We start from the raw sequence: 24,646 nt of genomic DNA on the forward strand, positions 1-24,646 counted from the left end.
AGGTTTACAGGGTGAAGTCCGGACCATCGAGGTCCGACCCCACCCCGCTCACGTCTGCGACGAGCGGGGTGTCGTGTCCTCGGCTGCTTTCCGGAGCCCTCACCGACCGCTCTGCGAAAGGCACCTCTCATGCCCCTGCCCCGATCCTGGCGAATCGGCGCCGGTCTCGTCACCACCGCGGTGACGACCCTCGTCGCGCTCGCCGCCGCACCCTGGGCCGTGGTGGCCGCACCGGACCCGGCCGACGCCGCCGCCGCGCGGTCGGCCGCGTCCTGGTTGGCCGGTGAGTTCACCGACGGGACGCTGCCGGGCCCGTTCGGCGGCCAGGACTGGGGGCTGACCATCGACGGCGTCCTCGCCCTGTCCGCCACCGGAGTGGACACCCCGGTCCGGCAGGCCGCGACGGCGCAGATCGCGGCGCACGTGCGGTCCTACAACAGCTATGACGACTGGGGCATCGAGGGCTTCACCGACGGCGGGGCCACCGCGAAACTGCTCTACGCCGCCTCCGCCGCCGGCGCGGATCCCACCGACTTCGGCGAATTCGACCTGCGCGCCGAAACCCTGTCGCTGATCGCCGGGGCGGACGCCGGAGCCCAGCGGGGACGGATCACCAGCCGCACCACCGCCGACAGCGGCCCGGATGCCAGCAACACCTTCGACCAGTCCTTCGCGGTGCTGGGCCTGGCCCGCAGCGGCGACCTGCCGCAGGACACCGTGGACTTCCTCAGCCGGCAGCAGTGTGCGGCCGGCGGCTTCCGGCTCTACCCGGACACCGCGGCCGGCCCGTCACCGTCGTGCGACGACCAGGCCGGCGCCATCCTCGACGTCGACTCCACCGCCATCGCCGTGCAGGCGTTGCTGACCGCCGCCGGGAAGGGCGCCACCGGTGCGGCCGACGCGGCACGCAAGGGCGCCGACTGGCTGGTCGCCCAGCAGCACAGCGACGGTTCCTTCGGCGGTTCCGGGCCGACGACCGGCGCGAACTCCAACAGCACCGGTCTGGCCGGGCAGGCCCTCGCGGCCGCCGGACACGACGCCGAAGCCGCGCGGGCGGCGCGGGCGCTCACCGCGGTGCAGCGCACCCCGGCCAGCGGCGGCGCCGCCGACGCCGGCGCCATCGCCTACAACCCGGCCGGGTTCGCGTCCGCCCCGACGGCCGGTATCCCGGAGTCCGACCGGGACCAGTGGCGCCGGGCGACCGCGCAGGCGCTGCTCGGGCTCGCCCAGGTGCCCCTCGGCCGGATCGGCCTCGACCCGCCGCCGACGTCGACCGCCACGGCCACGCCCAGCGCCACAGTCACACCCACCGCCACGGTCACACCCAGCGCCACGGTCACCGCCACGGCCAGCGGGTCACCGACCGCCACGGGTTCGGCCGGTCCAACGCCGTCCCCCACCGGCTCCGCCGTGCCGACGGCACCGACCGGCAGCACCTCCCCGGCGCCCACCACCGGTCCGACCGGCACGCCTGGGCCGTCGGGGCCGGGCGGGCTGCCGACCACCGGCGCCGCCATCACCGGTTACCTGCTGATCGCGTTCCTGCTGGTCGGGGGCGGGGTGCTGCTGCTGGTGCTCGGCCGCCGGCGCCGGGCATGACCGCCCGGGCCACCCGGGCCGGGCTGGTCGTCGTGCTGGTCACGGCGAGTGCCGCGACCGGATGGGGCAGTCCGGCGACGGCCGCCGGGTCGGCGGGCTTCTGCCCGGACGCCTCCGGCGTCACGGTCGTGGTCGACTTCAACGAACTCGGCGGTGGAACGGTGATCCGGTGCGCACCGGGTGACCAGGCCAGCGGTCTGACGGCGCTCAAGAACGCGGGCTTCCAGGTGACCGGCACCCTGCGCTGGGGTGAGGGGTTCGTCTGCCGGATCGAGGGCAAGCCCTCGACGGCGGCGGAGAAGTGCGTCGACACGCCGCCAGCCAGCGCGTACTGGTCGTACTGGCACGCCTCGAACGGCGGCGGTTGGACGTACAGCGACCAGGGGGTGCTGGGCCGCCGGCCACCGGCCGGAAGTTTCGAAGGCTGGTCCTTCGCGCTCAACCGCAACGCCAACGACCTGCCACGACCCGGGGTCACGCCGAAGCGGCCGGCCCCGCCCCCGCCGCCGCCACCCCGGACGCCATCGGCCGGTGGCGGTCCGGTGGTGCCGCCACCGGTCGCGGCTACGCCCGGCGCGCCGACCGGCGCCGCCCGGCCCGGCACGTCGAGCCCGCCGGGCGAGGCCGGCGGCTCACCGGTCGCCCCCGGCGGGTCGGCGAGCGCTGCCCTGCCGCTGAGCGCCAGCGCGTCGGCTCCCGGCCCGGGGTCGGGTGCCGGCACCGGCGCGTCGGACGAGGCCACCCACGGGTCGCCGGTGACCGATGTGGCCGCGCCCCGCGACCGTACCGGTCCACCGCTGGGCACCCTGCTCGGCGTGCTGCTGCTGGCCCTGCTCACCGCCGCCGGGCTGATCGTCGCCCGGCGGCGCCGGGCCGCCGACGCGGATGGCTGAGGCCATCGACCGATCGCCGGCCCGGTCCGCCGGCCCGAACCCGTACCGGTGGTCGGTGGTCCGGCTGCCCCGGGGCCTGCACCCGGGCGCGTGGTGGCTGTGGGCGCTCGGTCTGGCCACGGCGGCCAGCCACACCACCAACCCGCTGGCCCTGGGCCTGCTCGTCGGGGCCGCCGCGCTGGTGGTGGTCCGTCGCCGCGGGGACGCCCCGTGGGCGCTGGCGTTCCGGATGTACGTGTGGCTGGGCGCGGTGGTCGTGGCCCTGCGGGTGGTGTTCCGGGTCGTCTTCGGCGGTGGGCAGGGCGAACACGTGCTGGTCCGGCTGCCGGAGGTTCCGCTGCCCGCGTGGGCGGCGGGCATCCGGCTGTTCGGGCCGGTCGCCGCCGAACAGATCCTCGGCGGGTTCTACGACGGGCTGCGGCTGGCGACCATGCTGGTCTGTCTCGGCGCGGCGAACGCCCTGGCTAACCCGAAACGCCTGCTCAAGGCCGTACCCGGGGCGCTGTACGCGGTGGGTACGGCGGTGGTGGTCGCGCTCTCGGTCGCCCCGCAACTGGTGGAGAGCGTGTTGCGGGTCCGCCGGGCGCGACGGCTGCGCGGCGTACCGGGGCGGGGCATGCGGGCGTTGCGCGGCATCGCCCTGCCGGTGCTGGCCGACGCCCTGGACCGGTCCCTGGCGCTGGCGGCGGCCATGGACTCGCGGGGTTACGGTCGCACCGCGGCGGTGCCGGCCGGGCAGCGCGCCACCACGGGTGTGTTGGTGCTCGGCGGGCTGATCGGGGTGTGCGCCGGCACGTACGGGCTGCTCGACGCCACCGGTCCCGGCTATCTTGGCCTGCCGATGCTGCTGGCCGGGCTGGCCACCGCCGTGGCCGGCATGCTGCTGGCCGGCCGCCGGGTCCGGCGCAGCCGCTACCGGCCGGACCGCTGGCGAGGTGCGGAACTGCTCGTGGCCGGCTGCGGGCTGACCGCCGCGGTCCTCACCAGCTACGCCGGCCGGCTCGCTCCGGACCTGCTCTACCCACCGGTCAGCCCGCTCACCTGGCCCGAGCTGACGCCGCCGGTGCTGCTCGCGATCGCGGCCGCGGTGGCACCGGCCTGGCTGGCGCCACCGCCGCCGGTCGCGCGAGCCGCCCACGCGTCGACGGTGGATCCGCCGATCACCGCACGGGTACCGGCGGACGCAGGGCGTCCCGGCGCGTCGTCGGCCGGAACCGGAGGCCACCCATGATCGTCTTCGACCGGGTCACCGTCCGCTACGCCGATGGCGGTCCCCCACCGCTGCGGGACGTGACGCTCCAGATCGAGGAGGGCGAACTCTGCCTGGTCGCCGGCCGCACCGGGGCGGGAAAGTCGACCCTGCTGCGGGCCATCAACGGGCTGGTGCCGCACTTCACCGGCGGCACCCTGCACGGCACGGTCACTGTGGACGGCCGGGACACCCGCCGGCACCCGCCGCGCGATCTCGCCGACGTCGTGGGCGTGGTCGGCCAGGACCCGCTGTCCGGCTTCGTCACCGACACCGTCGAGGAGGAGCTGGCGTACGGCATGGAGCAGCTGGCCCTGCCGGCACCGGTGATGCGCAAGCGGGTGGAGGAGACGCTGGACCTGCTGGGCATCGCCGAGCTACGCGACCGGCCACTGCGGACGCTCTCCGGCGGGCAGCAGCAGCGGGTCGCCATCGGCGCGGTGCTCACCAGCCATCCCCGGGTGCTGGTGCTCGACGAACCCACCTCGGCGCTGGATCCCACGGCCGCCGAGGACGTGCTCGCCACCGTCACCCGGCTGGTACACGACCTCGGGGTGACCGTGGTGCTGGCCGAACACCGGCTGGAACGGGTCGTGCAGTACGCCGACCGGTTGCTCTACCTGCCCGGTGACGGCCGGGTGGAGGACGGCGATCCGGCCACCGTGCTGGCCCGGGTCGACCTCGCGCCGCCGCTGATCGAACTGGGCCGACTCGCCGGCTGGGTGCCGCTGCCGCTGTCGGTGCGCGACGCCCGACGCCGAGCCGCCGGGCTGCGCCAGCGGCTCGCCGAGGCGACCCCCGGCCAGCCTCCGCCGCCCCCGGTGACCACCCCGGCGCTGACCGCGGGAAAGGTCGTCGTGCGGTACCCGGGCACGCTGGCCGTGGCCGGCGTCGACCTCGACCTGCACCCCGGCCGGGTCGTCGCGCTGATGGGCCGCAACGGCTCCGGCAAGTCCAGCCTGCTGTGGGCGCTACAGGGCAGCGGTCCCCGGCACGGCGGCTCCGTCGCCGTCGCGGGCGGCACCGTCGACCCCCGGGCCCTGCCGGCCGGTCGGGCCCGCCGACACGTCGGACTCGTCCCGCAGAACTCCGGCGACCTGCTGTACCTGGAGACGGTCGACGCCGAGTGCGCCCAGGCCGACCGGGAGACGATGGCGCCCCCCGGGACCTGTCTGGCCCTGCTGGACCGGCTCTCCCCCGGTCTGCCCGGCGAGCGGCACCCGCGCGACCTGTCCGAGGGGCAGCGGTTGGCGCTGGCCCTGGCCGTCCAGCTCACCGCCGCACCGCCGGTGGTGCTGCTCGACGAACCGACCCGGGGGCTGGACTACCACGCCAAACGGCAGTTCGGCGCGGTCATCCGTGCCCTGGCCGCCGCCGGCACGAGCGTGGTGATCGCGACGCATGACGTCGAACTCGTCGCGACCCTCGCCGACCGGGTGGTGGTGATGGCCGACGGGGACATCGTCGCCGACGGCGACACGGCGGAGGTCATGCTCGCCTCACCGGCCTTCGCCCCGCAGGTGGCCAAGGTGCTCGCCCCCGCGCCGTGGCTGACCGTCGAGCAGGTCGCCGCCGCTCTGCGCGAGCGCGGCGAGGGGCCGCCATGAGGTTCCACCGCAGCGTGTTGCGGGTCGCGCCGCGTACCGTCGTGGTGCTGGCCCTCGCGTCGGCCGCCGCGCTGGCCACGTTCACCTGGCCGTTCTTCGTTCCGGCGCAGCCCGACGGCGCGGGCCGCACCGGTGAGGCCCCGCTGGTCTTCGTCATCATGCTGCCGGTACTCGTGGCTCTCGTACTGGCCGAACTCAGCTCCGGCGGCATCGACAGCAAGGCCCTGGCCATGCTCGGCGTGCTCGCCGCGGTCAACGCCGCGCTACGTCCGCTGGGCGCCGGCACCGCGGGCATCGAGACCGTCTTCTTCCTGCTGGTGCTCGCGGGCCGGGTCTTCGGTCCCGGCTTCGGGTTTCTGCTCGGGTCCGTCTCGCTGTTCGCCTCGGCGCTGCTCACCGCCGGTGTCGGACCGTGGCTGCCGTTCCAGATGCTGTGCGCGTCGTGGATCGGCCTCGGTGCCGGGCTGCTGCCGGGCCGGTTGCGCGGCCGGGCCGAGACCGCGCTCCTGGCCGGCTACGGCGCCCTGGCCGCATACGGCTACGGCCTGCTGATGAACCTGTGGTTCTGGCCGTTCAGCACCGGCGCGCACACCCAGCTCTCCTACGTTCCCGGTGCGCCGGTGCTGGAGAACCTGCACCGCCTGGCGCTGTTCACCGCCGTCACCTCCACGTTCGGCTGGGACACCGGGCGGGCGATCACCACCGCTGTCGCGATCGTCCTCGCCGGCCCGGCGGTGCTCGCCGCACTCCGCCGCGCGGCCCGGCGGGCCGCGTTCGACGCCCCGGTCACCTTCGCCGCACCCGACCCGCCGCCGGGCGGGGATGAGCAGCCTCACCAGGGGTGAATCCGGTCAACCAACTCCCTGGTCGATGAAGTCGCGGATGAGCCGCAGCAGCTCCTTCGGCCGCTCGACCATCGCCACGTGTCCGCTGTCCAGTTCCGCGTACGAGGCACCCGGGATGGCCGAGGCCAACTCCGCGGAGTTCTCCACCGGGACCAGCGCGTCGCGGGCACATCCGATCACCAGGGTCGGTGTCTGGATCCGTGGCAGCAGGTCGCGGACGTCCAGCCGCAGACCCAGCTCGATCTGCCGGAGCCGGCCGGAATTCGCCTGGTAGGCCGTGGCGAGTTCCGCCACGGCGGTGTGACCGATGGAGTTCAGCCACTCGCGGCTGAAGGCGGTGAGCATCGAGAATCGCGCGAAGGTGCCGGCATCGCCGATGAGATCGCGCCAGACGGTCATCACGTTGCGGAGGTATTCGTCACCCGGTCCGGCCCAGCCCGCGATCAGCACGAGCCGGCGGACCAGGTCGGGTCGGGCGGCGGCGAACGCGGCGACCACCGGAGCGGCCAGGGAGTGTCCGACCACGTCGGCCGGCGACCGGCCGAGGTCGGAGAGCACGGCGGTGAGTTGCCCGGCGAGCAGGTCGACGGTGAGGTCCCGCCCGTCGTCCCGGGCCGCGTCGCTGCCCGACAGGTCCGGCAGCACCACCGTGCCGGTTTCCGCCAACGCCCCGACCAGGCCGTCCCAGGCGCTCGACCCCGGACCGGTCCCATGCACCAGAACGAGCGGCCGGCCGGTCCCCAGCACCCGGTACGGCACGAGCGCGCCGCCCGTCGCGACCTGACTCATGTCCGTCTCCCTTCTCGTCGCCGCACCACGGGTACGTGGTGCGGGAGCGGGGCGACGAGGAGGGACGCGGTTTCCCGGGGATCGGCTCGGCTAACCTGCGGACACGGACACGGACACGGACACGGACACCGACACGGACGGACATCGGCCGGCGGGGTTGGTGCCGTGGAGAGATGGACGTCCCAAGCCGGTGGATTCCTCCGACCGGGCCCCGGGCGGTCGTGGACGGCCCGGACCGACGGTCCCCCCGCCCGCGAGATGACCGCTATCATGCACGGATGATCCAGCTGGGCCGGCGCCCCACCGCCCGTCGATGACTCCACTGGCTCTGCCGCAGCCGCAGTTACCCGCCCCCGGGTCCGGCGACGACGCGCTCATCGTCTGCGAGAGCCTGGTACGGATCTACCAGACCGGCACCATCGAGGTCCAGGCGTTGCAGGGGCTCGACCTCGTGGTCGAGCGAGGTGAGCTGATCGCCGTGGTCGGCGCCTCCGGATCCGGCAAGTCGACGCTGCTCGCGATCCTCGCCGGCATCGACGCCCCCACCGCCGGCCGGGTCCGGGTCGACCGGTGGGACCTGCTCGAAATGTCCGGCTCCGATCGGGTCCGCTACCGCCGGCACACCGTCGGGTTCATCCGGCAGCAGTCGACGAGCAACCTCATCCCGTACCTGACCGCCGCGCAGATGGTCGACCTGCCGATGACCACGGCCCGCACCCCGGCCCGGGTCCGCCGCGCCCGGGTGGCCGAGCTGCTGCTCGCGCTCGACATCGCCGACTGCGCCGACCGCCGTCCGGCCCAGCTCTCCGGTGGCCAGCAGATGCGGGTCGCCATCGCCGTCGCCCTGGCCAACGAGCCCCGGGTGCTGCTCGCCGACGAGCCGACCGGGGAACTGGACCAGGCCACCTCGGCCGAGGTGTTCGGGGTGCTGCGCCGGGTCAACCAGGACCTCGGGGTCACCGTCGTGGTGGTCACCCACGACGCCGCCGTCAGCGGCCAGGTCGAGCGGACCGTCGCCATCCGCGACGGTCGCACCAGCAGCGAGGTGCTGCGCCGTACCGCCACCGCCGACGACGGCGGGACCCACGTCATCGCCGAGGAGTACGCCGTGATGGACCGCGCCGGTCGGGTGCAGGTCCCGCGCGACTTCCGCGAGGCGCTCGCGCTGACCCGCCGGGTCCGGCTGGCCCTCGAGTCCGACCACGTCGCGATCCGACCCGACGTCGGCGGTCAGCGGTGAGCGCGGGCCCGCCGATGCTCGCCCTCCAGGACGTCCGGCGCACCTTCGGCACCGGGCCGGCGACCGTCCACGCGCTGCGCGGCGTCACCTTCGATGTCGCCGCCGGCACCATGGTCGCGCTGGTCGGCCGGTCCGGGTCCGGCAAGACCACCCTGCTGAACGTCATCGGTGGCCTCGACCGGCCCGACGCCGGAACCGTCCAGGTCGACGGCACCGACGTCGGTGCCCTGGACGAGGAGGGCCTGTCCCTGCTGCGGCGGCGGAAGGTGGCGTACATCTTCCAGACCTTCGGTCTGATCCCGGTCCTGTCCGCCGCGGAGAACGTCGGCGTTCCGCTACGGCTGGCCCGGGTCGCCCCGGCGGAGCGCGAGCGGCGGGTCGCGACGCTGCTCGAACTGGTCGGCCTCGCCGACCACGCCCGGCAGCGACCCGCCGAGCTGTCCGGCGGTCAGCAGCAGCGGGTGGCGATCGCCCGGGCCCTGGCCGCCTCGCCCCGGTTGCTGCTCGCCGACGAGCCCACCGGCCAACTCGACGCCGAGACAGGTCTGTCGGTGATGGCGCTGCTGCGCGGTGTCGTCGAGTCCGAGGGTGTCACGGCGCTGGTGTCCACGCACGACCCCGTGATGGTCGCCCTCGCCGACCGGGTGCTGCGGATCGCCGACGGTCGCGTGTCCGACCCGGCGGACCCGGCCTGATGACCCCTCGGACCGGCCGGTGCTGAGGCTGCTCGCGCTGCGCGCCCGCGCCCAGTGGTCGCTGCTGGCCGCCCTGTTCGCCGTCGTCGCCATCGGCGCCACCCTGCTCGGCGTCTGCGCCCTGCTCGTCACCCGTACGGCGGACCGGGCCCTGGAGGTCGCCGCGTCCCGGGCCATGCCCGCCGATGTCGACGTGACCGCCTACGCCGTCACCGTGCGCGGCCGGGACGCCCGGGACGTGGCGACCGAAACCCGCGACGTGCTCACCTCGACGCTGGCGCCGTTCCGGTCGACCACCGTCGCGCAGCTCTCCTCGGCGCCACGGCCGTTGCCCGCCGGCCTCGTCCCGGGCGCCGGCCCGGCCGGCCAGACATACCTGTCCGGGCGCGACGACCTGACCGCCAGCGCCCGGCTGACCGCCGGCCGTTGGCCGCGCGCGGCCGACCCCGGAGCGGGACCGGACGTGCCGCTGGAGGCCGTGCTCCTCGAGCCCACCGCGCGGCGACTCGGCGTGGCCGTCGGGGCCCGCATCCGCCTCGGCCCGGAAGCACCCGCCCGCGCCGGCGCGCCACTGGACGTGACGGTCGTCGGCATCGTCCGGGCGCTGCCGGGGGCCGGTTGGAACCGCGACCCGCTCGCCGGCACCGGCTACGCCCAGGCCTACCGGGACAGCCGGTTCGCCCAGCCGGTCACCGTCTACGGGCCGGTCATCGTCGACGTCACCGACCTGCTCGCCGGCGCCACCACGGTGGACCGGCTGGAGATCACCGCCCACCCCGACCTGTCCGCGCCGACCCGCCGGCACCTCGCCGAGACCGCCGGGGCCGTCGACGGTGCCGACCGGCGGTTGGCCCGGGCGCTCGGCGACCGGGTCCAGATCGAGCGCGTCGCCTCCCGCCTGCCGCAGACCCTGGCAGCCGCCCGCGACCAGCAACTCGTCAACGCCGCCGTGGTTCTCACCATCGCCGTGCTCGGCGGGGTACTCACCGCCGCCGCGCTCGCGCTGGCCGGGCGGCTCGCCGCCGGCATCCGTACCGGCGAACGGGCGCTGCTCGTCGCGCTCGGCAGCGGCCGGGGCCGGCTGGCGGTCGCCACCGGCACCGAGGCCGGTGCTGTCGCCCTGCTCGCCGCCGGGATCGCCGTCCCCGCCTCGACCGCCCTGCACGCCGCGCTGACCCGGCTGCCATGGTTGTCCGCCGCCGGGCTGGCCGAGGCCCCGGCCGTCACCGTCCCGCAGGCGCTCGCCGTCTCCGCCGGTGCCACCGCCTTCGCGGCCGTGCTGCTCGGCCTCGACCTCGCCGCACCGGCACCGGAGCGGCAGCGGCCCCGGGGCGCCCGCGCCCGGACCGGCGTCGATGTCCTGCTCGTCGCGCTCGCCGCCGCCGGGTGGTGGCAGCTGCACGCCCAGCCCACCGCCGCCGACGTCCGTACCGACACCGTCCAGGTCCTCGCCCCGGCGCTGCTGCTCGTCGGCGGCGCCGCCCTCGCGCTGCGCGCCACCGCGGCCCTGCTGCGCGCCGTCGAACGCCTCGCCGGCCGCGCGCGGGGCCTCGTGCTGCCACTCGCCGCGTTCGGGGCCGCCCGCCGCCCCCAGGCCGTCGCGGCCGGCCTGCTCGTCGCCCTGGCCTGCGCCACCGCCACGTTCGGCCTCGGCCTCGACGCCACCTGGCAGCGTTCCCAGCACGACCAGGCCGACCTGGCCGTCGGCACGGATCTCGCCGTCGCGCTCGCCGGCCCGCCCGCCGTCGGGCAGGGAGCCCAGCTCGCCGCGGCCACCGGCGGCACCGTGCGGCCGGCGGCCAACCGGGGCGTCGCGGTCGGACAGTGGCTCGGCGGTGCCGGCGACCCGCCCCGGCTCGTCGCCGTCGACACCACCAGCGCCGGTACGCTGCTGCGCGGTCGCCTCGACGGGCGCCGCTGGGCCGATGTCGGCGCCAGCCTCGCACCTTCGGGCCCGGTGACCGGCGTCCCCGTCCCGGCCGGCGCGACCCTCGCCCTCACCGGGACCGCCTCCGACGGCGCCAACCTCACCGTCGTTCCACGGCTCCTGCTGGAGGACGCCACCGGCCTGCGATCCGCCTGCACCGGCCCCCCGATGGTCCTCGACGGCGCCGAGTATCCGTTGCCGGGCTGCGCCGAGGCGGACGGGGTACGGCTGATCGGCGTCGCCGTGCCGTTCACCCTGCCCGAAGCCGTTGACGACCTGGTCGGCCCGCCGCACGTCACGATCACAGTCACCGTGCCCCGGCCGGCTGTCCCCGGCGCGGCGGACCCACCGGACGTCGCGGACCCGGACCCGCCCAGCCCTTCCGGCGCGGGCAACCCGCCCGGCGCGGCGGACCCACCTGGTGCGGCCGGCGCCGGCTGGACCGCCACCTCGGCGCCGCCTGCCCCCGGGCAGCTGATCGACCCCGCGATCACCGTCACCGCCGGTCCGGCCGGGACCCGCCTGACCCTGGCGACCACCGTGCAGTTCTTCGGCCCGCAGGAAGCCGCCCGCATCCTCGTGGCGACCGCGTTCGGCATCCCCACCCAGGTACCGGTCGCCGTGAACACCCGTCTCGCCCACGAACTCGGCGTCCACACCGGGACCCGGCTCACCATCACCGTGGGGGCCACTCCGGTCCCGCTCGTCGTCGCCACGATCCTGCCGGACGTACCCGCCGCGCCCGGCGCCGCCGCCGTCCTCGCCGACCTTGACACCCTCTCCCGCGCCCTGGCCGGCTACGGCGATTTCGCCTGTCCCGTCGACGCCTGGTGGGTCGGTGACCCGACGCCGGGTGCCGCCGAACGCGCCTCGGCACTCGCGCTGGGCACCGTCACCAGCCGCGTCGCCGAAACCGACCGGCTGGCCCACGGTCCGCTGGGTGCCGGCCTGCCCGCCGCGCTGCTCCTGCTGGTCCCGGCCGCCGCGCTGCTCCTGCTCGCCGGCGTCGCCCTGCACGTCCTGTACGACCTGCGCGAGCGCGCGCTGGAGCTGGCCCGGCTGCACGGCCTCGGCCTGTCCCGCCGCACCATCCGCCGCATGCTGATGGCCCAGCACAGCGGCGTCCTGCTGGTCCTGCTGGCCTCGGGCGCCGCCATCGGATCGCTCGCCACGTACCTCGTCGCGCCGCTGCTCGTCCGCGCCGAAACCGGTGCCGCCCCGCTGCCTGCCGCCGTACCCCGGTGGCCGTGGGCCCCGGAGGCCGCACTGCTCGGCGGGCTGGTGCTCGGCTGCCTCCTGGTGGTCACCATCGTGACCACCGTCCAGGTCCGCCGCACCGACACCGCCACCCTGCGGATGCCGTGATGACACCACACTGGCCGAGTGTGCGGGGCCGGGCCCGGCGCGATGGCGGACCGCTGCTGCTGGCCGCCGCCGTGCTGGCGGTGGTCAGCGCGCTGGCCGCCGCCGCGCCCGGGCTGCTGCACGGCACCGCCGACCGGGCCGTCCGGGACGCCGTCGCCGACGCCGGCCCCGACGCCGACCTCGTCGTCGGGGCCCGGTGGGAGCCCGACGACGGTCCGACCGACGGACGGCTCCGCGACGCACGCCTCGCCGACGAACTCGACGACCTGACCAGTCGGGCCGCCGAAGCGCTCGGACCCGGCCTGGACGCCGCGCTCCGGCCCCCCGTCGCCACGGTCACCAGCACCATCCTCAAGGTCACCGACGGCAGCACGCTGCGCACGTTCCAACTGGCCTATCTCGCCGAGGCCGGCAACGCCGGGGGTCCCGCCGTGGTCTGGACCGCCGGTGTCGCCCCCGGACCGGCGGACGGCGGCAGCGTCGAGCGGGGCGTCGGCGCTCCCGCCTGGCCGGTACAGGTCGGCCTGTCCGAGGCCGACGCGCGAGCCCTCGGTGCCGGTCCCGGCGCCACCGTCCCGGTCGCCGACGAACACGGCATCGTCAAGAACGTCCGCGTCAGCGGCGTCTTCCGGGCCGTCGACGAGGACGATCCCGCCTGGCGGCTCGTTCCCGGACTGCTGCACCCCGCATCCGGCGCCGACGGCGTCGGCACCACCCGCCTCGTCGGTCTGCTGTCCCGGGACTCGCTGCCCGACGCCCGGCTGGCCTTCGACGACGATCAGTTGCGGCCCAGCGTTCGTTTCGGCGCCGATCCGGCCGCGCTCAACTGGGCCAACGCGCCGGACATCGCGGCCGCCGTCGTCACCCTGAAGGCCACCTCCGGCTCGTCCAGCGCGGCGGACCGGTCGCCGCGCTGGGACACCTGGCTGGACGCGGCGATCCGCGGCGCCCGTACCCGGGTGGCCGCCGCGTCCGCGCAGGCCGCGGTGCTCCTGATCGCCGTGCTCACGGCGGCGGTGCTCGTCCTGCTGCTCGCCGCCGACCTGCTCGTGCGGCGCCGTGCCCCGCAGCTCACCGCCGCCCGCCAGCGCGGTGCCGCCCTGCCCGCCCTCGGCGCCGAGCTGCTCGTCGAGTCCGTCGCGCTGACCCTGGCGGCCACCCTGGCCGGCGTCGCCGTCGCCCGTGGCCTGACCACGCACCTCGCCTGGGCCTGGCTCCCGCCCATCGTGCTCGCCGGTGCCCTGGCGGGTCCGGTGCTCGGGATGGTCACCGCCGCACGCGCCACCAGCGCCCGCCGCGCGCCGGCCAACCGGACCGCCCGCCGTTGGGCCGCGCGGACCCGTTGGCTGCGCCGCGCCGCGATCGAGGCGGCCGTGCTCGCCGCCGCCCTTGCCGCGTTCGTGGCCCTGCACCAGCGCGGTGTCCTCCCGACCGGCGCCGCCGGACCGACCGGGGCCGCCGGCCCGGCTGGTACCGTCGCCGGCCCGGACGCCGGACCGGCGGGTGGCTCGGCGCTGCCCACCGGAGCGCCCGCCCTCGGCGTGCTCGCCGGCGCCCTCATCCTGTTGCGGCTGCTGCCCGCCGCGACCCGGCTGACCCTCCGCCGCGCGCTGCGCTCCCGCCGGCCGCTCCCCGTGTTCGGCGCCGCCCGCGCCGCCGACACCGCCGGGCGGGTCCTGCCGCTGCTCGCCACCATCGCCGCGCTCGCGCTGGCCACCCTCGCCGGCACCATCGACGCCACCGCCACTCGGGGTATCGAGGCCGGCGCGTGGCGCAGCGTCGGCGGCGACGCCCGTCTCGACGTGCCCGCCGACGTCGCCCGGTCCACCCCGGAACTCGCCGCCCGCATCGCGGCCGCGCCCGGTGTCCAGCGGGCGGTTGCCGCCCAGGTCACCGACCGGACCCAGATGGCGGCCGATTCGCTCGTCGTGGCGCCCCGGCTCGTCGTCGTCGACGCGAACGCCTTCCAGGCCCTGCTCGCCACCAGCCCACTGCCGGACGCGCCGCAGTTGAGCCTGCTCACCGCCCACGGCCGGTCCGGCGTACCGGCCCTGGTCCGCTCCGTCGACGGCGACCTGCGTCCCGGAACCCGCCTCGAACTGCTCCGCGAGAACGCCCCCTCGATCGCCCTCACGATCGTCGGCACGGCACCCCCGGTGGGCGACGCCGACGACGACGTGGTGGTGGTCGACGCCGCCGCCCTCGCCGCCGCCGGCCAGCCGGCGGCGCTCAACACCGTGTGGGCCACCGGCCCCGGAGCCGCGCGGGCGGTGGCCGGCAGCGCCGTCCCCGCCGGCGTGGTGCTGCGGGCCGAGGTGCTACGCCAGCTGCGTGGCGCCCCGCTGACCACGGGGCTGCTGGAGCTGGCGAGGGTGGCCGCGACGCTGCTCGCCGGCCTCGGCCTGCTCGCGTTCGTCCTCGGTGCCGCCGCCGGGGCGCCCGAGCGGTGGCAGACGCTGGCCCGGCTGCGCACCCTCGGGTTGCGACCCCGGGACGCCCGCCGGGTCGCCGCCGGTGAGCTGCTCCCCGCCGCGCTGCTGGCCGCCGTCGGCGGTCCGCTGCTCGGCCTGCTCGTCGCCCGTGTCGCCGTCGGCGCGCTGGCGCTGCGGCTGCTGACCGGCGAGGCCACGAACCCCGCGCTGGTCCTGCCCTGGTGGATGGTCGTTCCGATCGCCGCGCTGCCGCTGGCCGCCGTGGCCGTGATCGTCCCCGTGGAGTCCGCGCTGCGCCGCCGCCGGCGCCTCGGCGACGTGTTGCGGGTCGGGGAGCGGTAACTCCGGCGCACCGTCCGCCGTATCCGTGTGGTCGGCGCTATCCGGCGACCGGAACGTGATCGCGGACCAGGTTCAGCATCTCGTCGACCGAGCCGGCCGGATCGGTCACCGGGAACTGGACCGCGCGCACCGTCGCGCCCGGGTCGAGCAGCAGCGTGGCCCGTTTGAGCCGGTCGACGCCGGCGGCCCGGAAGGTGGGCAGCAGCAGTGCCGCGGCGAGCCGCCCGTCGGCGTCGGACAGCAGCGGGAACGGCAGGTCGGCGTGCGCGGCGAAGGCGGCCAGCTGGTCCGGGCGTTGGGTGCTGACCCCGTGGATCCGGGCACCCGCGGCGACGAAGTCGGCGGCCCGTGCCGCGTAGGTGCTGGATTCGAGCGTGCAGCCGGGGGCGCCGGGAATGTCCGACCAGTACGGCGGGAGGCCCTGCACGCCGGGGACGAAGGCGCCGGGGAAGCAGTAGAGCACCGTCCAGGCGGCCGGGTCGGCGGGCGGCACCGGTACGCCGTCGTGGCGTACCAGGGTCAGCTCGGGAAGCCGGCGCCCGATGTGGGCGTGCAGCCGGCGTGCCTCCGCCGAGCCGGTCGCCGCCGTTGCGGTGAGCGACCCGTCGCCGAGCACGTGCCGGTCGCCCCACTCCTGCAGCGCGATCAGCACCGGGAGCAGGCCCTCGCCCTTGGCGGTGAGCAGGTAGTCGTAACGCGGCGGGCGGTCCGTGTACCGCCGGCGGTGCAGCACGCCGTGCTCGACGAGGGCGGCGAGGCGCTCGGTCAGGGCGCGGCGGCTCATTCCGAGCCCTCGTTGCAGGCCGTCGAACCGGGTCACGCCGCCGGCGACGTCGCGGATGAGCAGGAAGGTCCACCAGTCGGTCAGCACGCCGAGGGATTGCGCGATGCCGCAGTCCGCATCGGCAAGGTCGACTTTTCTCACACCCACCACTATAGTCAGTTCCATTATGAAACTGACTGCCTTCTGGCGCTGGTGGGTCGCCGGCACCACCAGCCACCTCGGTTCGGCGGTCGGCGGGGTGGCCCTGCCGCTGACCGCACTCGCCGTGCTGAACGCGTCGGCCTTCCAGATGGGTCTCATCACGGCGGCCGGCTACCTCGCGTACCTGCTGATCAGCCTGCCGGCGGGAGTGTTCGTGCAGCGCGTGCCACTGCGCGGCATGCAGGTCGCGTCGGACCTGATCCGCGCCGCCGCGATCGCGTCCATCCCCCTGGCCTGGTGGTTCGACACCCTGACCGTGGCCCAACTGGTGGCGGTCGCCCTGGTCGTGAGCTTCGCCAACGTGCTGTTCGACGTGGCCAACCAGACCTTCCTGCCGGAGATCGTGCCGGCCGCGCAGCTACAGGCGCGGAACAGCCTCAACTCCGGCACGCACGCCGCCACCCAGCTCGGCGGACCCTCCCTGGGCGGGCTCGCGGTGCAACTGCTGGGTGCGGTGCCGACGCTGTTCGTGGACGCGGCCAGCTACCTGATCTCCGCCGTGCTGCTGCGCACCCTTCCGGCCCGCCGGGTACGGCAACCGGCGCAGCGACCGCCGATGGTCACGATGATCCGCGAGGGCTGGCACTTCGTGCTCCGGCACCCGATCATCGGACCGGCCATGTGGGACGCCACCGCGACCAACTTCGTCTGCGGCGCGATGCTGGCGCTCTTTCCGTACTATCTGGTCCGCGAGTTGCACGCGCCGCCGGTCATGGTCGGGCTGCTGGTCGCCGCCGACGGCCTCGGCACGCTCGTCGGCGCCGCGCTGACCACCCGGTTCACCGACCGGTTCGGCACCGCGCGCGGGCTGATCATCGCGGCCGTCGTCGGCGTGGCCGGCGCGCTCATCATCCCGCTGGGTACGGGCACCGCCGGCTACCTCGCCTTCGCCGCCGGCAACCTCATCTTCGCCGGCTCCACGGTGGTGCTCAGCGTGACCACCCGCACCTACCGGATGCTCGCCAGCCCGCCGGAACTCCTCTCCCGGGTGATCGCCACGGTCAAGTTCGTCTCCTGGGGCGCCATCCCGCTCGGCGGCCTCCTCGCCGGCGTCCTGGCCGGGCCGCTCGGTGCCCGTACCACCCTGCTGGTCTTCGGGGCGCTCACCGTGCTGTCCCCGCTCATCTATCTGTCCACCCCGATCCGCCGGCTGCGCGATCTGCCGCTCGGCGCCGCCGAGGAACGCGCCGAGGTCCGGGTGTGAACCGGGCCGCCCCCGTCAGCCGCGGACCCGCGCAGCTGGCCGGCCTCGTCATCCACGGGCCCACGCCATCGTCGGGCCCGGGTCAGCCACCGGCTCCCGTCAACGGCCGGCCAGCTCGTCGCGGCGCCGGGTGAGGTACGCGGTCTCGGCGGTGTTGCCGGTCAGCTCGATGGCCCGGTCGTACGCCGCCCGCGACTCCTCGCTCCGCCCCAGCCGGCGCAGCAGCTCGGCGCGGGTGGCGTGGTACGGGTGGTAACCCTCCAACGGCAGGACGTTCACCTCCGTGAGCGCGGCCTCCGGGCCGTCGGACTCGGCGACCGCGACCGCCCGGTTGAGCCGCACGATCGGTGAGGGATCGAGCTGGACCAGTTGGTCGTAGAGCGCGACGATCCGCGACCAGTCGGTGTCCCGGGCGTCCCGGGCGGCCGTGTGGACGGCGTTCATCGCGGCGAGGATCTGATAGCGGCCCGGCGCCCGGCCGGTGGTGCGGCACGCGCGGACCAGAGCGTGGCCCTCGGCGATCAGCTCGCGGTCCCAGGCGCCACGGTCCTGATCACCGAGGGTGACGAGCACTCCGGCCGGTGACAGCCGCGCCGCCCGGCGGGCCTCCGTCAGCAGCATCAGCGCCAGGAGCCCGGCGACCTCGTCATCCGCCGGCATCAGCGCACGGACCAGCCGGGTCAGCCGGATCGCCTCGGTGGTCAGCTCGCCGCGGACCGGCTCCGGCTCGGGGCCCGATGCCAGGTAACCCTCGTTGAAGATCAGGTAGAGCACGGCGAGCACCCCCGTGACCCGACCCGGCAGGTCCGCGCGCAACGGCACGCCGTAGGGGATCTTCGCCGCCCTGATCTTCGCCTTCGCGCGGGTGATCCGCTGGCCGATGGCGGTCTCCTGGGCCAGGAACGCGCGGGCGATCTCAGCCACGGTGAGCCCGCCGACCATCCGCAGGGTCAGCGCCACCCGCGCCGGCATGGCCAGTGCGGGGTGGCAGCAGGTGAAGATGAGGCGCAGCCGGTCGTCGTCGATGGCGCCGAGCGGCTCGGCGGTGTCGAACAGCATCAGCGCCTCCCGGTGTTTCTCGTCGCGCCGGGCCTCCCGGCGAAGCCGGTCGATGGCCTTGCGGTAGGCGGTGGTCGTCAGCCACGCGCCGGGACCCGGCGGTACGCCGTCGACCGGCCAGCGCTCGACCGCGGTCGCGAACGCCTCGGCGGCCATCTCCTCCGCGATGTCGAGGTCCCCGAACCTTCTGGCCAGGGTCGCGACCACCCGGGCCCACTCCTCGCGGTGGACCCGGGCGATCACCTCACCGACATCGGTCATCGGCTCAGGAACGGCCGGAGTTCGATCCTCCGGTTGCAGTTCTTCGAGCCGAGGGCCGCGAGTCGCAGCGCCACGTCCAGGTGGGGCGCCTCGACGACCCAGAACCCGACGACGTGTTCCGGCGCCTCCAGGTAGGGGCCGTCGGTGAACACCGGTTCCCCGTACCGGCCGTCGACCACGGTGGCCGTGCCGGGTGACGCGAGTCCTCCGGCGAAAACCCACTGCCCGTCGGCCCTCAGACGCTCGTTGAAGGCGTCGATCGCGGCCATCTCCTGGGCGGTGGCGAGGTCGGTCGTCTCGTCGAGGACGGACATCAGATACCGCGCCACGGCCCATCTCCTGTCGTCGTTGGCCGACCCCTCGGCCTGCCCCTCACCCTGCTACGAACGCCGCCGCCCCGATCCGACACGCTCCGCCGAGCCTTCCCTGATTCCGGGATGACCGGGACGTCTCCCACACCATAGGCTCGCCCGCGTGACCCATCCCGACATCGACGCATGGGAAGCCTGGCATCCGAACCACCTGGCCGAACGCCTCCGCGACCTGCCCCTGCCCTGGTACGTCGCGGCCGGCTGGGCGGTGGACCTGTTCCGCGGTGAGCAGACCCGCGTCCACGGGGACCTGGAGATCGCCGTACCGTCGGCGCACTTCCCGTTCCTGCCGCCGCTGTTTCCCGAGCTTGACTTCTGGGTGCCGGCGGGCAAGGGCGTGCTGGCGCCCCTGACGGCCGAGACCCTGGCCGGCGACTCGCATCAGACCTGGGCCTGGGACCCGGCGGCTGGCCGGTGGCGCTTCGACATCTTCCGGGAGCCGCACGACGGTGACGTCTGGATCTGCCGCCGCGACGAACGGCGGATCCGCCGGCCGTACCGCGAGGTCATCCCGCACACCGACGACGGCATCCCGTACCTGGGCATCGAGGCCGTGCTGCTGTTCAAGGCAAAGCACACCCGGGACAAGGACGAAGCCGACTTCACCGGCGCGCTGCCGCTGCTGTCCCGAGCCGAACGCGGCTGGCTCGACGCGACACTCGGCCTCATCCACCCCGGGCACCCGTGGCGAGCCCGACTGAGGTCGGCTTGAAGCGGCCGACGTAGCAGTGATCCCGCATCGGCCATCACACCTCTGGTCGCGGAAGGCGGCCCACCGTGACGCACGGTAGTCGGAGATCTCCGAAGGCCGGCTGGGTGACATCGATCAGGCCGGGTACGCTGTGCCTCCCAGCTCCCCGCTGACCCTGGAGTACACAGTGGATCACACCGCCGAATCCGTCGACGACACCCAGGGCCTGAAGCGGAAGATGCCGGTCGGGGTGGATGCCACGGTGCCGAGCGTGGCGCGGGTCTACGACGCGCTGCTGGGCGGTAAGGACAACTTCGCCGTCGATCGGGCCATCGCGGACCAGCTCATGCGGCTGACTCCCGGCGGGGCCAACGTGCCGCTCTACAATCGAGCCGTCCTGGGCCGGGGTGTCCGGCACATGGTCAAGCAGGGCATCGATCAGTTCATCGACCTCGGCGCCGGACTGCCGACGGTGCAGAACACCCACGAGGTCGCGCAGGCGGAGAATCCGCAGGCCAAGGTGGTCTACGTCGACAACGATCCGATGGTGCTGGTCCATGGTCGCGCCCTGCTGGCCGAGAACGGGAACACCACGGTGATCACGGCCGACTTCTGTGAACCCGACGAGGTGCTGAACAACCGCGATCTACGCACTCTGATCGATCTCGATCGCCCGGTGGGGCTGCTGATGGTCGCCGTCCTCCACCACCTCGATGACGCCCAGCGCCCCGGCGAGCTGGTCGCGCGTTACCTGGACGCGGTCCCGTCCGGCAGCTTCGTCTTCATCACCCATTTCATCGACGGCGGCGAGGAGACCGCCGAGATCGAACGGGTGCTGCTCAGCGACCTGGGCAGCGGCCGGTTCCGGAGCTTCGACGAGGTCCGTGGCTTCTTCACCGGGATGGAGCTGCTGGAGCCGGGCGTTGTCTACAACCCGCTGTGGCGGCCGGATCCGGGCGACGTCGTACCGGAGCCGATGAGCTTCGCCGGGAAAATCATCGGGGCCGGCCTGGGCCGCAAGCCCTGACCCAGCTCAGCGGGGCAGAGGATCACTGCGTGGTGTTGCCCGCGAGTCGTGATCTGATCCGGCGAATCGTGCTGGATTACGGGTTCTGGGACGGCTATCTCGACCGCCCCTGGGAGGACCCCGACGACGATCCACCCGAACGTGTCTCGGAGCTCTCGCTCCTGACCGCTGGTGAGATTTCGTTGGAGGTTCGGATGTTGCAGAACCCCAACCTGATGACGCTCTTCCTTCGGCAGGGCGCTGAGCTGTTGCCCGAGCTGGGCTATGACGACGACTGCGCCCAGTTCCTGCCCTGGACCTTCCGCTGGGTCGAGCTGGAGTACATCGCCCGGCTCGCCGCCCTGCGCGACGCGCGGTTGCGCCATCCGGGTCCGTTGTTGGCGCTGCTGTCACGCTTCACGCCGCTGACCAGCGACGAGGAAATCCGCGTCGGCCGCCCGATGCTGGCTGTCGCGCTGGACCTGCTCAGCGACGGACCGCCGCTGCCGGAGCCGCGCTTCGGCCCCAGCCTGTCGGAGCGGCTGGCATATCACCTGGATCACTGGGACTGCCGTGCGGACGGCTCAGGCCAGCGGTGGGTCTTCGGTGCCGAAGGCTGGGTCCTCACGGAAACCGACGAGGACGGGTGGGGCTCGCTCACCCTCCGCAGCGCGGACAGCCCCGATTTCCCGTTCCGGCAGTGGGCGACGTTCATGAACGACGTCGTGGCCGCCTACGAAGCGACGGTCGATCCCGCCTGGCGGTCGCTGCCCGCGATCCGAGCCAGGGCCGCCACGGGAGAAGACCCGGATCCCGCCGAACTGGCCGATCAGCTCGCAGCGGCCGGGTGTGACCATCCGGTCCTGCTACGCGCCCTGCGCGACCCCGTCGACCGGCTTGAGACATTGTGGGTTCTGGAACTGCTACACGGCCAGGAGCCAGGATCGCGCCTTGCACTACGCTTCGAGTAGCGTCGCGTACCGGTGGCAGACCGTGTCAGGCATGGAGGCGCCCAACTTGGGGAGACCGACGATGTCAACGTCGTATCCTTCGTATTCGCGTGACTGATCGCGAGACGACCAGGCTCATCGCCTGGAGCCACGAGCTTCGCCGGGCACACGCGCGCCTGCGCGAGGCGCTCAGCCTCACCCGCGCCGCGGTTGCCGAGGGCCGGTCCGGCGAGGGGCCCGGCCGTGACCTGCTGCTGTACTGCCACGGGTTCTGCGCCGCCCTCGACGGACACCATCGGGGCGAGGACGACACCCTGTTCCCGGCGATCAGGAAGGCTCACCCGGAACTGGAGCCTGTGCTCCGCAACCTCAGCCAGGACCACTCGATGATCTCGCACCTGCTCGCCAGCCTGCAGGCCGCGGTCGATCGAGGCGCTCCGGCCGCCGAGTTGGCTCGGCACGTCGAGGGTGTCGCGGCCATTATGGAGAGCCATTTCCGGTACGAGGAACGCGAGTTGCTCGGCGTGCTCGAGACGCTCTCGTTGGACGCGCCGCCCGGGGAGATCCTGGGCCCGTTGTGAGCAACCCGGACCCGCGAACCGGCAGGTCCGGCCGGCCCGTCCCCAGTCGCTGAACTCAGCCACGGCCTGAGCCTGCCCGCCTGAGCCTGCCCGCCAGAGCCTGCCCGCCAGCCACTCGGTGAGCATCGGCCTTCCCGGCGGCTTTCACCGACGCCAGCTGCTTGACACGTGCCCGGCTCCCGTGCACTCTAGTTCCACTAGTAACCTAGTGGAACAGGATTACGGGTGATCGACTTCCACCTCGACGCGCGCTCAGGGATCGCCCCGTACCTGCAGATCGTCCGGCAGGTACGCCAAGCACTGCTGCTGGGGCTGCTCGCCGAGGGCGACAAGCTGCCCACGGTCAAGGAGGTGGTCGCCAAGGTGGCGATCAACCCGAACACCGTGAGCAAGGCGTACCGCGAACTCGAACACCTCGGCCTGGCCGCGGCGAAGCCGGGGGTGGGCACCTTCATCACCCGATCGCTCGGCGAAGCCTCACTCACCGAGCACGGTCCGCTGCAGCAGGAGCTGCGCGCCTGGCTGGCCAAGGCTCGCAGCGCGGGCCTGACTGAGCCGGGCATCGAGGCGATGTTCCAGAACACCCTGCGCGAGAGCGCCGAAGAGGAGCAATGAACGCGATACTGCAAGCCCACGAGCTGGGCAAGAGATACGGCCAGCGGCAGGCGCTGGCCGACTGCACCCTCGAACTCCCGGCGGGGCACGTCGTCGGACTGGTCGGACCCAACGGCGCGGGCAAGACCACGCTGCTGAAGATCGCCTGCGGCATGCTCGCACCGACCACGGGGCGGATCGAGGTGCTGGGCGAACAGCCCAACGGTGGAACCGCGCAACTTGCCCGGGTCGGGTACGTCGCCCAGGACACCCCCACCTACCCGAGCCTGTCCGTCGCCGACCACCTGAAGTTCGGCGCCAAGATGAACCCGGCCTGGGACGCGAGGCTCGCACAGGACCGCGTCGAGCAGCTCGGCCTGAACCCGAGGCAGAAGGCGGGCCGGCTCTCCGGCGGGCAGCGTGCCCAGCTCGCCCTGACCGTCGCGGTCGCCAAGCGACCCGAACTGCTCATCCTCGACGAGCCGGTCGCCAGCCTCGACCCGTTGGCCCGCCGCGACTTCCTGCGCCACCTGATGGAGTCGGTCGCCGAGCACGACACCAGCGTCATCCTCTCCTCCCACCTGGTCTCCGACCTGGAACGCGTCTGTGACTACCTGGTCGTGCTGGTCGCCTCCCGCGTACAGCTGGCCGGCGAGACCGAGGAGCTGATCGCGCAGCATTACCGGATCGTGTGCACCCGGCGCCACGAGTCCGACCTGCCCGCGGGGCTGGAGGTCATCTCGGCGGAGCACACCGACCGACAGTCCACGTTCGTCGTGCGGAGCGCCACCGAACTGCCCGTCGGGGACTGGTCCGCCGAACATCTCGAACTGGAGGATCTCGTGCTGACCTACCTGGAAAGGTCCGTCGGCCACGGCGGGAGCTCGGCGCGGCGATCGACGGGAGAAGCGCGATGATCTGGGTGACCTGGCGGCAGTTCCGTGTCCAGGCCCTCACCGTGCTGGTCCTGCTCGCCGCCGCCGCGATCGTCTTCCTGACCACCGGGTTACGGATGCACCACAGCTACGCCGCGGACCTGGCCGCGTGTCTTCAACCGCACGCCTGTGACGGAGCAACCCCCGCCGCGCGGGCGCTGGGCGCGCAGATCAACCAGTTGCAGCGAAGCTACGAGCCCACGTTCCAGCTCCTCCAGCTCCTCGTGATCGCCGTACCGGCGCTGATCGGCATCTTCTGGGGCGCGCCACTGATCGGCCGCGAACTGGAAACCGGTACGCACCAACTCGCCTGGAACCAGACCGTGACGCGCACCCGGTGGCTCGCGGTCAAACTCACCGTCGTCGGCGTCGCCGCGATCGCCACCACCGCGATCCTCAGTTGGCTGTTGACCTGGTGGGCCGGGCCGCTGGACGACCTCAACGGGAACCGGTGGGCGGCGATGACCTTCGCGTCGCGCGACATCGTCCCGCTCGGCTACGCCGCGTTCGCCTTCGCCCTGGGTACCACGCTGGGACTGCTGCTGCGCCGCACCCTTCCGGCCATGGCCGTCACCCTCGCCGTGTTCATCGCCGTCCAGATTCTCGTACCCACTCTTCTCCGGCCCCACCTGCTGCCGTCGACCACGGCCACCGTCCCGATCAATCAGGCCAGCGCCAGCCAGTTCCGCAGCTTCGGGGGCTCGCAGACGGAATTTCGCTTCGACCTGCCGATACCCCGGGGCGCATGGCTGACGTCCCAGCCACCCGTGATGAACTCGGCCGGCCAGGTGGTCCGCATCGAGAGCTACCCCGACTGTTTCCCGGACAACCCGGGTGACGCCCCGGATCTGGGCCAGATCGGCGCCTGCCTCGCCAAGGACAACCTCCACCAGACGGTCACCTACCACCCCGCGAGCCACTACTGGCCGTTGCAGTTGATGGAAACCGGGATCTTCCTCGTGCTCGCCGGAGCGCTGGCCGGTACCTGCTTCTGGCGGATCCGCCGCCGACAGAACTGACCGGGAT

21 protein-coding genes are annotated in these 24,646 nt (G+C 74.0%); 17 read left to right on the forward strand and 4 right to left on the reverse strand.

Annotated elements, in window-relative coordinates; genetic code table 11:
- Positions 1-129: 129 nt before the first annotated feature.
- Genes ACXN5W_RS01445 through ACXN5W_RS01465 form a run of 5 tightly spaced genes read left to right on the forward strand, consistent with a single transcriptional unit; the run spans position 130 to position 6,193 of the window.
- On the forward strand, positions 130-1,599 hold the full coding sequence (locus tag ACXN5W_RS01445; RefSeq protein WP_473156257.1) for a prenyltransferase/squalene oxidase repeat-containing protein: 1,470 nt from the start codon (positions 130-132) through the stop codon (positions 1,597-1,599).
- Positions 1,596-2,492 (forward strand): hypothetical protein, encoded by an 897-nt coding sequence (locus ACXN5W_RS01450; RefSeq protein ID WP_473156258.1) that lies wholly within the window; start codon positions 1,596-1,598, stop codon positions 2,490-2,492. Before ACXN5W_RS01445 ends, ACXN5W_RS01450 begins: the two co-directional genes overlap by 4 nt.
- Positions 2,485-3,723 carry an energy-coupling factor transporter transmembrane component T gene (locus ACXN5W_RS01455; protein ID WP_473156259.1) on the forward strand — a complete coding sequence of 413 codons (1,239 nt, stop codon included), beginning with the start codon at positions 2,485-2,487 and terminating at the stop codon, positions 3,721-3,723. The genes ACXN5W_RS01450 and ACXN5W_RS01455 overlap by 8 nt, the downstream gene beginning before the upstream one ends.
- Complete coding sequence (locus tag ACXN5W_RS01460) at positions 3,720-5,348, forward strand: ABC transporter ATP-binding protein (protein WP_473156260.1); 1,629 nt, start codon at positions 3,720-3,722, stop codon at positions 5,346-5,348. Before ACXN5W_RS01455 ends, ACXN5W_RS01460 begins: the two co-directional genes overlap by 4 nt.
- Complete coding sequence (locus ACXN5W_RS01465) at positions 5,345-6,193, forward strand: ECF transporter S component (RefSeq protein ID WP_473156261.1); 849 nt, start codon at positions 5,345-5,347, stop codon at positions 6,191-6,193. The genes ACXN5W_RS01460 and ACXN5W_RS01465 overlap by 4 nt, the downstream gene beginning before the upstream one ends.
- Positions 6,194-6,199: 6 nt before the next feature.
- Here the strand turns inward: ACXN5W_RS01465 and ACXN5W_RS01470 are convergent, their stop codons facing one another.
- Positions 6,200-6,982 (reverse strand): alpha/beta fold hydrolase, encoded by a 783-nt coding sequence (locus ACXN5W_RS01470; RefSeq protein ID WP_473156262.1) that lies wholly within the window; start codon positions 6,980-6,982, stop codon positions 6,200-6,202.
- Between the two features lie 313 nt (positions 6,983-7,295).
- Between ACXN5W_RS01470 and ACXN5W_RS01475 the strand changes: the two genes are divergently transcribed.
- The 4 genes from ACXN5W_RS01475 to ACXN5W_RS01490 are packed head-to-tail and all read left to right on the forward strand — an operon-like array spanning position 7,296 to position 14,983.
- On the forward strand, positions 7,296-8,222 hold the full coding sequence (locus tag ACXN5W_RS01475; protein WP_473156263.1) for an ABC transporter ATP-binding protein: 927 nt from the start codon (positions 7,296-7,298) through the stop codon (positions 8,220-8,222).
- A gap of 14 nt (positions 8,223-8,236) precedes the next feature.
- The gene (locus tag ACXN5W_RS01480) at positions 8,237-8,917 is read left to right on the forward strand and encodes an ABC transporter ATP-binding protein (RefSeq protein WP_473156304.1); all 681 of its coding nucleotides are present in this window, start codon (positions 8,237-8,239) and stop codon (positions 8,915-8,917) included.
- Between the two features lie 19 nt (positions 8,918-8,936).
- Positions 8,937-12,209 carry an FtsX-like permease family protein gene (locus ACXN5W_RS01485; protein ID WP_473156264.1) on the forward strand — a complete coding sequence of 1,091 codons (3,273 nt, stop codon included), beginning with the start codon at positions 8,937-8,939 and terminating at the stop codon, positions 12,207-12,209.
- Positions 12,209-14,983 carry an FtsX-like permease family protein gene (locus tag ACXN5W_RS01490; protein WP_473156265.1) on the forward strand — a complete coding sequence of 925 codons (2,775 nt, stop codon included), beginning with the start codon at positions 12,209-12,211 and terminating at the stop codon, positions 14,981-14,983. Before ACXN5W_RS01485 ends, ACXN5W_RS01490 begins: the two co-directional genes overlap by 1 nt.
- Before the next feature lie 37 nt (positions 14,984-15,020).
- Here the strand turns inward: ACXN5W_RS01490 and ACXN5W_RS01495 are convergent, their stop codons facing one another.
- On the reverse strand, positions 15,021-15,908 hold the full coding sequence (locus ACXN5W_RS01495; protein WP_473156266.1) for a winged helix-turn-helix transcriptional regulator: 888 nt from the start codon (positions 15,906-15,908) through the stop codon (positions 15,021-15,023).
- Between the two features lie 25 nt (positions 15,909-15,933).
- On the opposite strand from ACXN5W_RS01495, the gene ACXN5W_RS01500 reads away from it, so the two are divergent.
- Positions 15,934-17,172: an MFS transporter gene (locus ACXN5W_RS01500; protein ID WP_473156267.1), complete on the forward strand. Its 1,239-nt coding sequence runs from the start codon at positions 15,934-15,936 to the stop codon at positions 17,170-17,172.
- A gap of 99 nt (positions 17,173-17,271) precedes the next feature.
- Here ACXN5W_RS01500 and ACXN5W_RS01505 read toward each other — a convergent pair whose 3' ends face one another.
- Positions 17,272-18,492 (reverse strand): RNA polymerase sigma factor, encoded by a 1,221-nt coding sequence (locus ACXN5W_RS01505; RefSeq protein ID WP_473156268.1) that lies wholly within the window; start codon positions 18,490-18,492, stop codon positions 17,272-17,274.
- The gene (locus tag ACXN5W_RS01510; RefSeq protein WP_473156269.1) at positions 18,489-18,821 is read right to left on the reverse strand and encodes a YciI family protein; all 333 of its coding nucleotides are present in this window, start codon (positions 18,819-18,821) and stop codon (positions 18,489-18,491) included. Before ACXN5W_RS01510 ends, ACXN5W_RS01505 begins: the two co-directional genes overlap by 4 nt.
- Positions 18,822-18,966: 145 nt before the next feature.
- Between ACXN5W_RS01510 and ACXN5W_RS01515 the strand changes: the two genes are divergently transcribed.
- The 7 genes from ACXN5W_RS01515 (at position 18,967) to ACXN5W_RS01545 (ending at position 24,639) form a co-directional block, all read left to right on the forward strand.
- The gene (locus ACXN5W_RS01515) at positions 18,967-19,575 is read left to right on the forward strand and encodes a nucleotidyltransferase domain-containing protein (RefSeq protein ID WP_473156270.1); all 609 of its coding nucleotides are present in this window, start codon (positions 18,967-18,969) and stop codon (positions 19,573-19,575) included.
- 166 nt (positions 19,576-19,741) lie between these two features.
- On the forward strand, positions 19,742-20,581 hold the full coding sequence (locus ACXN5W_RS01520; RefSeq protein ID WP_473156271.1) for an SAM-dependent methyltransferase: 840 nt from the start codon (positions 19,742-19,744) through the stop codon (positions 20,579-20,581).
- A gap of 29 nt (positions 20,582-20,610) precedes the next feature.
- The gene (locus tag ACXN5W_RS01525) at positions 20,611-21,531 is read left to right on the forward strand and encodes a hypothetical protein (protein ID WP_473156272.1); all 921 of its coding nucleotides are present in this window, start codon (positions 20,611-20,613) and stop codon (positions 21,529-21,531) included.
- Between the two features lie 89 nt (positions 21,532-21,620).
- A complete protein-coding gene (locus ACXN5W_RS01530; protein ID WP_473156273.1) occupies positions 21,621-22,091 on the forward strand; it encodes a hemerythrin domain-containing protein in 471 nt (156 codons plus the stop codon).
- 225 nt (positions 22,092-22,316) lie between these two features.
- Complete coding sequence (locus ACXN5W_RS01535; protein ID WP_473156274.1) at positions 22,317-22,706, forward strand: GntR family transcriptional regulator; 390 nt, start codon at positions 22,317-22,319, stop codon at positions 22,704-22,706.
- Positions 22,703-23,602, forward strand: coding sequence for an ABC transporter ATP-binding protein (locus tag ACXN5W_RS01540; protein ID WP_473156275.1), 900 nt, complete (start codon positions 22,703-22,705; stop codon positions 23,600-23,602). The genes ACXN5W_RS01535 and ACXN5W_RS01540 overlap by 4 nt, the downstream gene beginning before the upstream one ends.
- Positions 23,599-24,639 (forward strand): ABC transporter permease subunit, encoded by a 1,041-nt coding sequence (locus tag ACXN5W_RS01545; RefSeq protein WP_473156276.1) that lies wholly within the window; start codon positions 23,599-23,601, stop codon positions 24,637-24,639. Before ACXN5W_RS01540 ends, ACXN5W_RS01545 begins: the two co-directional genes overlap by 4 nt.
- The last annotated feature ends 7 nt before the right edge of the window (positions 24,640-24,646 follow it).

The organism is Plantactinospora sp. A48, assembly GCF_055793945.1.